The 12,972-nt window shown below is 69.9% G+C and carries 11 protein-coding genes; 7 read left to right on the top strand and 4 right to left on the bottom strand.

The annotated features are described in order from the left end of the window. Window positions 1-99 precede the first annotated feature (99 nt). The 6 genes from OG408_RS01760 to OG408_RS01735 all read left to right on the top strand — a co-directional run bounded on the left by OG408_RS01760 (window position 100) and on the right by OG408_RS01735 (window position 8,666). Window positions 100-1,416 (top strand): ABC transporter substrate-binding protein, encoded by a 1,317-nt coding sequence (locus tag OG408_RS01760; protein WP_326667698.1) that lies wholly within the window; start codon window positions 100-102, stop codon window positions 1,414-1,416. Beyond that, entirely contained in the window at window positions 1,410-2,354 is a 945-nt protein-coding gene (locus OG408_RS01755) for a carbohydrate ABC transporter permease (protein WP_442806120.1), read from the top strand. Before OG408_RS01760 ends, OG408_RS01755 begins: the two co-directional genes overlap by 7 nt. A 2-nt stretch (window positions 2,355-2,356) precedes the next feature. Next, window positions 2,357-3,187 (top strand): carbohydrate ABC transporter permease, encoded by an 831-nt coding sequence (locus OG408_RS01750; protein ID WP_405401316.1) that lies wholly within the window; start codon window positions 2,357-2,359, stop codon window positions 3,185-3,187. Window positions 3,188-3,252: 65 nt separating this feature from the next. Next, complete coding sequence (locus tag OG408_RS01745; RefSeq protein WP_326667694.1) at window positions 3,253-4,425, top strand: glycoside hydrolase family 76 protein; 1,173 nt, start codon at window positions 3,253-3,255, stop codon at window positions 4,423-4,425. Window positions 4,426-4,498: 73 nt separating this feature from the next. Beyond that, a complete protein-coding gene (locus OG408_RS01740; protein ID WP_326667693.1) occupies window positions 4,499-7,588 on the top strand; it encodes an alpha-mannosidase in 3,090 nt (1,029 codons plus the stop codon). Between the two features lie 742 nt (window positions 7,589-8,330). Next, window positions 8,331-8,666, top strand: coding sequence for a MerR family transcriptional regulator (locus OG408_RS01735; protein WP_285563908.1), 336 nt, complete (start codon window positions 8,331-8,333; stop codon window positions 8,664-8,666). A 189-nt stretch (window positions 8,667-8,855) separates the two neighbouring features. Here OG408_RS01735 and OG408_RS01730 read toward each other — a convergent pair whose 3' ends face one another. Together OG408_RS01730 and OG408_RS01725 are read right to left on the bottom strand one after the other, a co-directional pair. Next, window positions 8,856-10,166, bottom strand: a complete 1,311-nt coding sequence (locus OG408_RS01730; RefSeq protein WP_326667690.1) for a PP2C family protein-serine/threonine phosphatase — start codon at window positions 10,164-10,166, stop codon at window positions 8,856-8,858. Between the two features lie 289 nt (window positions 10,167-10,455). Next, the gene (locus OG408_RS01725; protein WP_326667688.1) at window positions 10,456-11,328 is read right to left on the bottom strand and encodes an oxygenase MpaB family protein; all 873 of its coding nucleotides are present in this window, start codon (window positions 11,326-11,328) and stop codon (window positions 10,456-10,458) included. Between the two features lie 229 nt (window positions 11,329-11,557). Between OG408_RS01725 and OG408_RS01720 the strand changes: the two genes are divergently transcribed. Beyond that, entirely contained in the window at window positions 11,558-11,938 is a 381-nt protein-coding gene (locus OG408_RS01720; protein ID WP_285563905.1) for a VOC family protein, read from the top strand. A gap of 194 nt (window positions 11,939-12,132) precedes the next feature. Here the strand turns inward: OG408_RS01720 and OG408_RS01715 are convergent, their stop codons facing one another. After that, entirely contained in the window at window positions 12,133-12,372 is a 240-nt protein-coding gene (locus OG408_RS01715; RefSeq protein WP_326667685.1) for a DUF5133 domain-containing protein, read from the bottom strand. A 156-nt stretch (window positions 12,373-12,528) separates the two neighbouring features. Further along, window positions 12,529-12,789: a hypothetical protein gene (locus OG408_RS01710; protein WP_285563903.1), complete on the bottom strand. Its 261-nt coding sequence runs from the start codon at window positions 12,787-12,789 to the stop codon at window positions 12,529-12,531. Window positions 12,790-12,972 lie beyond the last annotated feature (183 nt).

The raw sequence follows: 12,972 nt of genomic DNA, 5'->3' as shown, positions 1-12,972 counted from the left end.
CCCGGAGCGCGCAGACGAACGCCAGACGCGCTTCCGGTGGATCTCCACACCGCACCCCAGAGCCACGGATCCCGCCGGGATCCAGAGGGAAGTGAACCCATGAGATCAACCGGCGAGACGACAGAGCAGTCGTCTCCCCCGCTCCGCCGCCGCACCCTGCTGGCGGGCCTCGGGGCCGGCGCGGCGGCCGCGCTGACCGGCGGATGCGCGCGGGGCGACAGCACGGCCTCGATACCGGGCACGACGTCACTGGCCAACGACAACGCGACCTGGGACGCGGGATACGTGTCGGCCGGGCGCGAGCTCAAGAAGCTCACCGGGTACGCGCTGCGCCCGCTGTCGAACCCGAACCCCACCGCCTACACCCAGGTCACGCAGATCTCGCTGCAGACCACGAAGGCGACGGACCTGATCAAGTGGCAGTCGGGCTACAACCTCAAACAGCTCGCCCGCACCGGCAGCCTCAGTGACCTGACGCAGATGTGGGACGCCTACGAGCGCGAGGGCTGGGTGACCCGGACCCTCCGCGACGCGATGTCCTACCGGGGCGCCGTGTACGGGGTGCCCCTCTACCAGTCGTACTACGTGCTGTTCTACAACACGCAGGTGTTCGACCGGCACGGGCTGCGGGCGCCGGAGACGTGGGAGGAACTGCTCCACACCGCCGAGGTGCTCAAGAAGGCCGGCATTACACCCTTCGTCGCCACGCAGAGCGGCAACTGGCCCGCGTACGAATGGTTCGAGGAGCTCATCAGCAAGGTCGACCCGGTCTTCTACGCCGATCTGATCGCGGGCCGCGCGAAGTACACCGATCCGCAGGCGCACAAGGCCATGCAGATCTGGCAGGACTTCATGAAGAAGGGCTGGACGACCCCGGCCGACTTCGACCAGAACAACGGCCCGGCCGCGCTGAAGACCGGCAAGGTCGGCATGTTCCTGCACGGCTCCTGGCAGTCGCAGGGTCTCGCCGCGGCGGGGATGAAGCCGGGCGAGGACTTCGACGCCTTCGTCCTGCCCCCGGTCGACGCCTCCACCAAGCGGTCCGTGATCACCGAGGCGGGCGTGCTGGCCGTTCCGGAGAAGGCGGTGTCGCACGACGCCGCCATGGCCAACGCGGCCCACTGGCTGCACCCCTCGGTCCAGCGGGTGTGGACGGACTTCCTCCAGGACGGCTCGGCCAACCCGAAGGCGGTCACCGCCAATCCGGTGCTCGCCCGCATCAGGAAGCAGGCCCTGCGCGAGCACTGGACCGAGCTCCCCCGGTACGGACAGTCCGGGCCTCCCAACCTCATCCAGGGGAACACCGACGACCTGGGAGCCTTCATGACGCAGGCCATGTCACCCGAGGCGACGCTGCGCAGCATGGCGAGCCGGGCTTCCAAGGAGTGGGCCGCCTGGAACAAGGACGAATCATGACATCGGCTCTCGACAGGCGCCCCACGACGGCCGCCGCACCCGTGCCGCCGCCCGCACCCCCGGTCCGCAGGCCTCCGCGCAGGACGAAGGACAGGCTGGCCGGAGCCGGATTCCTGGCACCCGCCGTCCTGCTCGTCGCGGCCCTGCTCCTCACCCCGTTCGCGGTGACGCTGTACCGCGGCTTCTTCAGCGACGGCCGGGTCTCCTCCTTCACCTGGTTCACCAACTACGGCCTCTTCCTCAGCGATCCGGTTCTCGCGAAGTCCATAGAGAACACGCTCATGTGGGTGGTCGGCACGGTCGCCCTGCCCCTGGTCCTGGGCCTGGGCATCGCGGTCATGACCAACCAGTCCGGCTGGTCCCGGGTGGCGCGCCTGCTCGTGGTCCTGCCTTACGCGATCTCCGGCTCCGCCGTGGCCGTCGTGTGGAACTTCATCCTCACCACGGACGGCGCGGCGAACCAGGCACTCCAGGCGCTCGGTCTCGGCTCCTTCGCCCAGGGCTGGCTGCTCGAATGGCCGGGCAACACCCTGGTGATGATCGTCGCCAACACCTGGCAGTCCACCGGTGTGGCGGTGATCCTCTTCCTGGTCGGTCTCCAGACCATCCCCCCGGAGACCCTGGAGGCGGCGTCGCTCGACGGAGCCGACGGCCTGCGGAAGTTCTGGTACGTCGTCATGCCCCAGCTGCGGACCGTCTCCGTGATCGTCGTCGGCAGCAGCCTGGTCAACGGACTGAAGTCGTTCGACCTGATCTGGGTGCTGACCCAGGGCGGCCCCGGCCGCAACTCCGAGACGCTCGCGGTCTCGATGTACCAGGAGACGTTCCTCGCGCTGCGCCCCGGCGCCGGCGCGGCGGTCGCCGTCGTCCTCACCGTCATCGTGCTGCTGGCCTCCTGGCTGTACCTGCGGCGCCAGCTCACCCCGAAAGGCGCATGAGCATGTCCATCCGCCGCATTTCCGCCGGCACCGCCGTCCGCAACACGGTCCTGGTGCTCGTCTCCCTCCTCTGGGCCGTGCCGACCTGGCTGCTGGTGGTCAACGCACTGGTGCCGGCCGCCGAGTACGGCGGCAGCCCGCACTGGCTGCCGCACGGGGGCTTCGGTCTGTTCGACAACATGTCCCAGGCGTGGACCCGCGCCAGGCTGGGCCCCGCGATGGGCAACAGCCTGCTGTACGCGGTGACCAGCTCGGCCGCGGCCATCGTGGTCGCCACGACCGCGGCGTTCGCCACCGTGATCATGCCGGTGAAGCGCAAGACCCTGTGGTTCTGGCTGATCTACTCGGGCACGCTGCTGCCCCTCCAGGTCTTCCTGCGTCCGCTGTTCCTCGCGTACGCGAGCACCGGCCTCTACGACGCGCAGATCGGTCTGTTCCTGGTCTACGTCGCGGTCGCGATCCCGTTCGCGTACTTCATCATGCGCAACTTCGCCCAGACGCTGCCCGGTGAGGTGATCGAGGCGGCGCGGCTGGACGGCGCGTCCTGGTGGCGGGTGTTCTGGCAGATCCATGTGCCGCTGTCGAAGTCGGCGATGGTCGCCGCGTTCGTCTTCCAGTTCGTCGCCGTCTGGAACGACCTGCTCTTCGGCATCACCCTGTCCACCAGCCGCAACATCCGTCCGGTGATGGCCGCGCTCGCCGAACTCCAGGGCAACTACTCCAACGTCGGACCCCCGGTCGTGCTGGGCGGAGCGCTGCTCGTGTCGCTGCCGACCGTCGTCCTCTTCTTCTCCGCGCAGCGCTTCTTCGTGAGCAGTCTCAAGCTCGGCTGACCTCCGAGGCAGTACGCACCAGCCCCCGCACCGACGCCCCGAGCCGACCCCCGAAAGGCACCCCGGTGAAGATCCCCGCCCGCACCGCCCTCGCGCTGGCCGCCGCCCCCCTGCTGTGCGCCGCGCTGTGCCCCACGCCCGCCGCCGCGCAGCCGGCGGCTGATCCGTGGAAGGACCGCGCGGTCCACACGTACGACGCACTCCAGAAGCACCTGTACCAAGGGGCCGACAACCACGGCCTCTACCAGGAGAAGACCCCGCGCCAGAGCGCCGACAACGCCCACTCCTACCTCTGGCCGATGCGTGAGGCGGCGGCCGCGACGGTCGACATGGCCGCCCTTCCCGGCGCGGGCGACACCTACGGGGCGGACGCGGCCGAGCGCTTCGCGACCCTGGAGCTCTACTTCGAGCCCCGCGACGGCCGGCCCGGCTACGACTCGTACCTCCCCGCACCGCTCGGCCAGGGCGGCGACGTCTTCTACGACGACAACTCCGTGGTGGGCCTGTCCCTGCTGGACCAGTACCGCTCCACCGGCGACACCACCTACCTCCACCGCGCGGAACTGACCTTCGACATCGTCAGCCGCGGCTGGGACGACGACCCGGCCAAGGAATGCCCCGGCGGGATGGACTGGGTCGACTCCCCGGCCAACACCATGCGCGCCGCCAACGTGACGGGGCTCGCCGCGGAACTCGCCGCCCGGCTCAGCCAGGAGACCCACCGGAGCCGCTACCTGACGAGTGCCCGGACGTGGTACGAGTGGAACTGGTCCTGCCTGCGCGAGTCACCGGGGCTCTACCGCAACAGCCGCGGTGACGACGGCACGGTCGACCCCACGCTGTGGACGTACAACTCCGGAGCCATGATCGGCGCCGCGACGACGCTCTACCGGGTGACCGGGGACCGTTCGTACCTCAAGCGCGCCGTGCAGGACGCGGACGGCTCGCTCGCGTACTGGAAGCAGGGCGAGCGCCTGCACGACCAGCCGGCGATCTTCAACGCGATCTACTTCGACAACCTCCGGATCCTGGCCGGGGCGCACGGGGACGAGGCCTACCGGCAGGTGGAGAAGACCTACGCGGAGCGCACCTGGAAGGAGAACCGGGACCCGTCGAACGGACTCTTCCGCTTCCAGCCCTCCGGCGGCGGCGACTACGACCCGTCGGCCCCCGCCGAAACCCTCGAACAGTCCGCGATGGTGCAGATCTTCGCAGGCCTCGCCACCGACGGCTCCTGACTGCCGGCTTCACCGGCACCCCCTCCCGAACGCACCGAACCGGCACACCACGCCAGAGCGGAGAACCCTCTCCATGCCCCGCCCCGACCTGTCCCGCGCCTCCTGGTGGGACTCCGACATCGCCCGCGACATCCTGCGCGACCGTGGCGTGAGCGCCGCCGGCGTACTCGGCGGACACGCCGTCCGGCTCTCCTGCGAACCTCTGCTGCGCCATGACGGAGACGGCGGGCTTCTGCAGTCCGTGCGGATACGGGCCGGCCGGCCCGTGACACGGGCCCACGTCACCACCCTGTCCGGCACCGCCGTGCGCAGCGAGGTGATACCCGGTCCGCAGGACAGCGCCCGGCTGCTGGTCCCCGAGGTGGACTCGCCCCTGCCGGTCCTGGTGGAACTGCCCGAGCTGGCGCCGGGCGAGAGCATCGAGGTGCTGCTGACCCCGCAGCGGCACTGGACGCTGCACCTGGTACAGCACGCCCATCTCGACATCGGCTACACGGACCCGCAGGGCACCGTGCTCGCCGAGGGCCGCAAGTACCTCGACTCCCTGCTCGAACTGTGCCGCGCGACGGACGACCGGCCCGACGCCTCGATGTTCCGCTGGGCGGTCGAGGGGTTCTTCAGCTTCGAGAACTGGTCGGCGAACCGTCCGCCGGAGCAGGTCGCCCGGTTCCTGGAGCGGGTACGGGAGGGCCGCATCGAGCTGACCGCGATGCCGTTCAACCTGCACACGGAGACGTGCTCCACCGACGAACTCCACGAACTGCTGCGCCCTGTGCGGGAACTGCGCGAACAGCACGGGATCGACATCACCACGGCCATGCAGACGGACGTCCCGGGACAGGTCGTCGGGCTGCCCGACGTACTCGCCGACAGCGGCATCCGCTATCTCTCGGTGGCCCACAACTGGGCCGGGCGGGCGGTGCCGCACCACACCGGCGGCGGGGCGCTGCCCCGGCTGTTCAGGTGGCAGGCGCCGAGCGGCCGCAGCGTGCTGGTGTGGCGTACCGACACCCCGCACGGGCTGGCGTACATGGAAGGCTCGATCCTGGGGTTCGACGAGTCCTTCGACCGGGTGGACGACCTGCTGCCCCACTACCTGACGGCGCTGGCCACCCACCAGTACCCGCACGAGGGGCGCGGCATCCCCGGGTTCCCGGTCCTGGACGAGGAGTTCAAGGGCGACCCGTACCCCTGGGACATCCTGCACCTGCGGGTGCTCGGAAAGTTCGCGGACAACGGCCCGCCGCGCCGGGTCATCGCGGACACCGTGAACCGGTGGAACGAGGAATGGGCCTTCCCCGTCCTGCGCACCTCGCGCAACGAGGACTTCTTCGCCGATGCGGAAGCCCGCCTCGGCGACCGGCTGGAGACCTTCGAGGGCGACTGGAGCGACTGGTGGGTGGACGGCGTCGGCGCAGGTGCCGTCCCGCTCGCGGCCACCCGTGACGGCCAGGCGGCGCTGGCCGACGCCCAGACGGTCGCCGGGCACGCGGAGATCCTGGGCGCGGCCGCCGCCGGAATCACCGCGTCGGCTCCCGAGGTCTACCGGGCCGCCTCGCTGTTCAACGAGCACACCTGGGGCGGTGGTGACCCCTGGACGCACGGCGATCACGGTCACGCGTCCGGCGAACGGCAGTGGCACTGGAAGTACGCGCAGGCGCTGCGTGCCCACGACGACGCGAAGACGCTCCTCGACGGCGCCGGCGCGGCACTCGGCGAGCGTCTCTCACCGCGCTCGGGCACCCTCGCCGGCTACTACGTCACCAACACGTGCAGCTGGCGGCGCTCGGAGACGGTCCGGCTGTTCCTCCCCGAGAGCACGGTCCCGCTGGAGGACTCCGTCCTGCTCCTCGACGCCCGCGACGGCTCGCCGCTGGAGCACACCGAGGAGGCCCAGACCAACGAGCTGCACCGGGCCGCCGGCCGTTTCCTGCTGTTCCGGCTGGCGGACGTGCCCGCCCACGGGGCGGTCCGCGTGGACGTCGTCGAGGGGAAGGGGACCACGCCGGCCGTTGCGACCCACGCCGCACAGCCCACGGTGCTGGAGAACGAGTTCCTGCGGGTGAGTGTCGATCTGCGCGCGGCGTGGATCAGCTCCGTCACCGACAAACGGACCGGCAGGGAGCTGGTCCGGCAGGACGCGACGCTCGGCCTCAACGGTTACGTGTACGACGAGTACGCCACCGCCGGCGGCTTCAACCACCAGTCCAGCAAGACCACGGCCAACGAGTCGATGCACCTCCTCGCCTCCCGGGCGGCGGCCCCGCCGGCCGCGCTCGTGGACCGCTTCGCCGACGCCACCGGCGAGACGCTGATCTACGAATGCGCGCCGGCCGGCGCCGACCTGCTGCGGGTGCGCGTCCACCTTCCGCACGGGCAGGCCCGCATCGATCTGGAGAACCGGATCGTGAAGCGGTCGACACTGACCAAGGAGAGCGCGTTCTTCGCGTTCCCCTTCGCCATGCCCCAGCCGGTCGTCCGCATGGAGGCCACCGGCGGCATGACGGGCACGGGGCTGCCGACGGTGCCGGGATCGGCGCAGCACATGCGAGCCGTGCGGCGCTGGGTGAGCTTCGAGGACGAGACCGTGGTCGCCGCCGTGGCCACCCAGGACGCCCCGCTGGTACAGGTGGGCGGGATCGCGATTCCGTACGCGCCCTATCCGCAGTCCCTGGCCCAGGACGAGCCGGGCACCCTCTTCTCCTGGGTGCACAACAACATCTGGGACACCAACTTCCCCTCCGAGCAGGCCTTCGACCACGTGTTCCGCTACAGCGTGGCCGTGGGGCACGCCCCGCACACCACGGGGCCCGAACTCGGCATGCGCACGGCCGCCGCGGGCAGCCGCCCGCTGCTGGCGGTCCGCGCGCTGGGCGAGGACCGCGAGGAGCCGGACGGCTCCTACGAACTGCTGACGGTCGGCGATCCACGCGTGCGCGTCGTGGGACTGACCGTCCCCGCCCCCGGACAGGTGCTGGTCAGGCTCCAGTCCTACGCCCAGGAGCCGGTCGCCTGCCGGATCACCCCCGGCTTCCGCGTCGCGGAGACCTCGGCGGCCGACTATCTCGGCGCTGCCGGTGAGCGCCTGGAGCCGGATGCCGGGGGCGCGACGACCGTCGACGTGCCGACCCTGGGCACGCGGGCGGTGCTGCTGCGCCTCTGACCCTTCGCCGGTCCGGCGAGAACGGTGGGCTGCGTGATCGATGTGACCTGACCGATGTCCGGGTGGGCCGCCTGCGGACCGGTGCACGGACGTCCACCGGCGAATCCCGTGCCGGCCACCTCGACTCAGTACCCGAGGCTGATTACCTCATGATCGAGCACGCGGAAATCTATGGCGGCGATGATAGACATTGGCTGTCGGCGTCGTTATGGTTTCTCTCGTAGTTCAGAAAGGCAGCAGGGCCAGGCAGCGATGAACTGCCCGGCATCAGCACGTGCCGCACAGGCGGCTGCAGTTCGCAGGACGGTTCGGTGGCGGAGTTCCGGAGCCAGGGTTGTTGCAGGACGGCGACGGGGCTGGCGACCGGACCGGGTGGCCCGCAGTGATCAGGGGCGGCCCTGCAGCAGTGCCCGTGAGCGCGTGCGCAGGCTGCGGACGTGTGCACCGGGAGGTTCGTCAGCCGGTGCAAGTCATCGATCCAGAGGGAAGAACGGAGGAGGCGGGCGCCATCAGGATCGCCCGGGCGGAATGACTGGGCCCGGGTACCGCAGGACATCGATAGTGAGGTGGTCTCCGGTCAAGCAACCGCGATCCCCGTACCCCCGGCACGATCACGTCGGGACATGCGGAAACAGAAGGCCGGCACAGCATTAGAAGGCCGGCAGATGGTGTAGCAGTTCCTTCGGGGCCCTGGTGCCGTACGGCACCAGGGCCCCTCCACGCGTTCCACAGAGAGGTGCAAATGACAGCAGATGACTCGTTCGGCCGTCTCGATGACGACGACTACCCCGCCTACACCATGGGCCGGGCCGCGGAAATGCTCGGCACCACACAGGGCTTCCTCCGCGCCATCGGCGAAGCCCGCCTGATCACCCCGCTCCGCTCCGCGGGCGGCCATCGCCGCTACTCCCGCTACCAACTGCGTATCGCCGCGCGCGCCCGGGAACTCGTCGACCAGGGCACCCCCATCGAGGCTGCCTGTCGCATCGTCATCCTCGAGGACCAGTTGGAAGAGGCCCAGCGCATCAACGCCGAGTACCGGGCGGGTGTCAGGCCGTCCGGCACGGCACACGCCTGACCGACGCCTGGCCGGCGAGCCGGCACAGCGCGCCGCTCGCGTTTCCCGGCCGCGGAGAGAGGCACGTCGACGGCCCGGCCGGCTGACGCGGGCGCGAGGCAAGGGCTCCGGCGTGGTCGCCGGAGCCCTCGACCGGTCAGGAGCCGCTCTCGGCTCCTGCTGCCGGTGGCAGACGGACGCGAACCGCCGTCAGGCGCTGTCGTCGACAGGGGGCTTCTGGACCCATGCGGAGGCGATCTCGTCCGCGGCGACGGCCGGGGGCAGACCCGTCAGCGCCTTCAGCTCGGCCGGCGGGTAGGGAGTCGGACCGTGCCACTCCAGGAGCATGACGGTGGCGTCGTCGTTGAGACGGCCGTGGTGGTAGTCCAAGTGGTGCCCGATCAGCCGCCGTAGGGTCTCCGGGACCGGAAGGCCGTCGGAGTGGTGGCGGATGAGGAAGTCGGTCAGGCCGTCAAGGCCGAACTCCTGCCCCTCCTCGTTGCGTGCTTCGGTGATGCCGTCGGTGTAGAAGAGCAGACGGTCCCCGGGTTCGAGCCGGTCACGGCGCAGGGCACCGCGCACTCCGAGTCCGGTTCCCAGCGGCGGGGCGGGCGGGCAGGACAGATGCACGACGGTGCGGTTGCCGCGGATGATCACCGGAGGATGATGACCGTAGTTCGTCCAGGTCAGTACACCCGTATCGAGGTGAAGGTCGGCCATGATGCTCGTGGCGTAGCGGCTGCCTGCGAATTGCTCGGTCAGTGCCGCACCGACTCCTTCTGCCGTCTGCAAGAGGTCGGCACCCTGGCAACGGTGCACGCGGGCAGCGGCCAGCGCAAGATTGGCCGTCAGCCCGGCAGCAGTGTCATGGCCCATGGCGTCGAAGACGGAAAGATGAATGGTCTCCCCTGCCAGGGCGTAGTCGAAGGCATCTCCACTGACTTGGTAAGCCGGTTCCATGACCGCACTGACCAAGAGCCGATCGGTCGCGAAAGTCCGCGGCGGCATCAGCCGCCACTCCATCTCGGCGGCCACTTTCATTTTCCGGCGGCGTACCAGCCTGGAGTACGAGTCGCTTGTTCCGCTTTTGCTCGCCAGAAGGAGGGCGACAAGGCCGGCGAGCCTGTGCAGGTCGTCGTCCGCTGCGATCCGTGCCCCCGGCTTGCCGACGCGGAGCACCCCCAGACGCTCGGTACCGTCCAGCAAGGGGACCCACCACTGCCCCGTCGTGGAAGCCGAGGCCGGCGTGATTCTTCCCAGCTGGAAGGCCCGCCCGGCCACGGTTCCTTCAACGGCCAGGTCAGTCGGCACGTCAATCCCGTCGGGGCTGGTGTCGACGTTGCCGGCGAGCAGGTACAGCCGCTCCTGACGAAGGTCAGCCAGATAGATGAACACGTGTGGCCAGCCCGCCCGACCCGCATGTGACGCGACCGTGCCGGGCAACTGCTCCAGGGTCATCAGATGACTCGCAGCGATCAGCTCGCCCAGCACTCTGGCGCGTGCCACTTCCGTGCCGCTCATCAACGACACCTTCCTTAAGGCCCGGAGAACTGCGTCACGACAGACAATAGCCGGGGACCGGACCCTCGACTGATAAGCAGATACGGATTCGAGCGCATGGAGTGGGCTGCGGGCACGTTCGGGAATTCATGTCCGGCACACCATGCCGCCCAATGATTTCCACGTGATGGACTACTCCTGGGCAAGGCTTTCTCGGACTCTTCCGACGCTCGGGAGATATTCTCCGTGCCCGGAGAAACAGGAAGCCGATCGTCTTCGACGCCGTGCCCCGCCGCGCGGGATTGAGTGATCATCCGGGTGGGCGGGGCGGGGTCATGGCCCAGCGAATCGCTGCGGTCAGTGCTTGCCCCGTCGGCGTCACGCAGGCCTCGGCCATGCCGGGCAGCCGGGGCAGCGACAGCGATGTCCGGGCCCACCGGGGGAGGGCAGCGACGGAGTTCGCGGCGAGGACGGCATAGGGGGCGCGGGCGGCCCAGGGCAGCGGCGGGTGCAGCAGGATGAAGCGTGCTGCCTGGCGTGCTTCCTCCGTCGGGCGCAGCTCACCCCGGTACGCCCCGAGGCGGGCAGCGAGTTCCCTGCGATCGCGTGGAGGGTCGGTGACGCCGAGTGCTTCCGCCACGCGCGCCGTGTCGGCGATGTAGCCGTCGCACCCGGCCGCGTCGAGCGGTTCGAGACCGTATCGCTGGTGGGCGAACAGGAAGCTTTCGACCTCGGCCACATGCACCCAGCCGAGAAGGTGGGGATCAGCGGCGTGGTAGGACTCTCCGCGCGACGTCGTTCCGCGCACCCGGCCGTGTACGGCACGGACGTGGTCGACGGCCTGCTGTGCGTCGTCCGCTGTTCCGTACGTGGTGACGGCGAGGAAGGTACTGGTGCGCTGGAGCCGCCCCCAGGGGTCACCGCGGTAGCCGGAGTGAGCCTCCACGGCAGCCATGGCCAGCGGGTGCAAGGACTGGAGCAGCAGCGCCCGCAGCCCACCGATGAACATGGACGCGTCGCCATGGACGGTGCGAATGGGCCGGTCGGGAGCGAACCAGCGCGAGCCGGGCTCTCCGTGGATACGGGCTCGGTTCCTCGGTCCTGCGGGACCGGCGACCTGGGCGAAGATCGCGCTGCCCAGACGCTCCCGCAGGCCGGCTGCGGCACGCGTGAACGAGTCCATGAAGCCAGTATGCGCGCTCGGGGCCACTCCGGGCCGGAGCCCCGGTCGTCGCCGCTCGTGCTCCGGAAGGCGCCGACAGGAGGTCCGGCGTGCCTAGGGGCCCGGGGACAGCCTTCGGATACTCCTCGACGCGTCGCTTCATTCGGCGCGGACCGGGTGTGCGGACCTCGGGTACGGGTAATCGGAACATCGTCCGGTTCCCGGACACTGTGAAACCAGGAGGATGGCCATGGCGGTACCGAAGACGAGCGTGCTGGTGCTGGACTGCGCGGAGCCCAGGGAACTGGCTGACTTCTACGCCATGTTGCTCAATGCCGAAGTCCACGTCAGCAGCGAGCCGGACCTCATTGAGGTCGTGGGCCACTCCGGGGTGCATCTCGCGATCCGCAGGGATCACGGTTACGCGCCCCCGAGTTGGCCGCGCCCCGATGATTCCCAACAGGCTCACCTGCGCATACTGGTGGCACGTGAGGACATCGACGAGGCGGAGCGTGAGGCGGTCGGTCTCGGCGCACGCCCGGTGGACACGAAGAACAACGGGGGCGTTCACGACACGCGCCTCTACTCCGATCCTGCCGGGCACACGTTCACACTGGCCACCCCTGCCTGAGACGCCGGCCAGAACCGGTCTCCCCCTGCGTGCGGGACAGCCCTCAGGAGGAGACATCGGGCCGTTCGGGACCGTGGGCACCGCGTACTGCATGACGAGGAACCGAAAGGCCCCTGCCGCGTAGACGGCCACGCCGGATCGCCGGATCCGTGCCGGCGTCCCCGGCGGCAGCCGGGCCACGAGCGCGAGGCCGGTTAGCGGGCTCCTCCTGTGCTCGGCGCGGTTGCCGTCTCGCGGGCACTCGTCCGAAGGAGCGCGTCGGCCGCGTTCAGGGCCTGTTTCACATCGGTGACGCCAGTCATGACGCACAGTGTGTACGCCGTGTCCTCGCGTCGCCGGACGGTGCCCGGCGTGGAGTGCCGCTCGTCCTCGATCACCGCGTCGGCGTAGCGGGACAACGTGGCACGCATGTCGCCGGGCGTGGGATGCAGCAAGGCCAACTCCTCCTGGTACGGATTCGGGTCCTTCCGGCCGACAGGGGCGGCACGGGTATTGCCCGGGTCGAAGCCCGGCTGTCCCGCTTCAGCGGGATCGCGGGACGCGAGCGCCCTGGCCGTACGGACGGGGCCCTGTCGTACGCATGCCGCCCGTCACCCGGTCGACTCGTCCGGGGTGGGGTGCTCCGGGTGGACACCGGCGTTGCGCGCTGTGTTGCGGCCCGCTCCGGCCTCATCGGGGTCGGGACCCTCGGGCTCCGACTCGCCCTCCAGGTGTTCGGAACCCGGCGGGAGAACCACGTCCAGGGCATCCTCGCCTTCCTGGACCTGCTGGTCGGGTACATCGGCGGGTATCGGCGGGGGACTGGCCTTCGCCCCGGTGTAGGCGGTGCCCTCAGGCCTGCGGTCGGTCATCTCACTGCTCCTGTCGACGCGCGTCCGCCCCCGGTACGGGGCGGCTGGTGCTCCGGCTCGCTTACCCGCTGGTCCCGAGACGACGCATGGATGCCGAGTGCGCTGTCCGGGCAGGGGAGCGAGCCGCAAGACACTCTCCATTCCATGGGGTCCCCACGTGTCGCGCATCCGCTGGCACTGTTC

The sequence above is a fragment of the Streptomyces sp. NBC_01257 genome (assembly GCF_035917255.1).
GTDB lineage: Bacteria > Actinomycetota > Actinomycetes > Streptomycetales > Streptomycetaceae > Streptomyces.
The sequence above is the reverse complement of the archived record's forward strand: the minus strand, read 5'-3'. Positions and strand labels throughout refer to the sequence as shown.

Bases quoted from the DNA above. Each gene is read 5' to 3' on its own strand.
- OG408_RS01725 (WP_326667688.1), bottom strand. From the start codon at position 11,328: ATGGACTCGTTCACGCGTGCCGCAGCCGGCCTGCGGGAGCGTCTGGGC.
- OG408_RS01750 (WP_405401316.1), top strand. From the start codon at position 2,357: ATGTCCATCCGCCGCATTTCCGCCGGCACCGCCGTCCGCAACACGGTC.
- OG408_RS01760 (WP_326667698.1), top strand. From the start codon at position 100: ATGAGATCAACCGGCGAGACGACAGAGCAGTCGTCTCCCCCGCTCCGC.
- OG408_RS01735 (WP_285563908.1), top strand. From the start codon at position 8,331: ATGACAGCAGATGACTCGTTCGGCCGTCTCGATGACGACGACTACCCC.
- OG408_RS01720 (WP_285563905.1), top strand. From the start codon at position 11,558: ATGGCGGTACCGAAGACGAGCGTGCTGGTGCTGGACTGCGCGGAGCCC.
- OG408_RS01740 (WP_326667693.1), top strand. From the start codon at position 4,499: ATGCCCCGCCCCGACCTGTCCCGCGCCTCCTGGTGGGACTCCGACATC.
- OG408_RS01730 (WP_326667690.1), bottom strand. From the start codon at position 10,166: ATGAGCGGCACGGAAGTGGCACGCGCCAGAGTGCTGGGCGAGCTGATC.
- OG408_RS01710 (WP_285563903.1), bottom strand. From the start codon at position 12,789: ATGACCGACCGCAGGCCTGAGGGCACCGCCTACACCGGGGCGAAGGCC.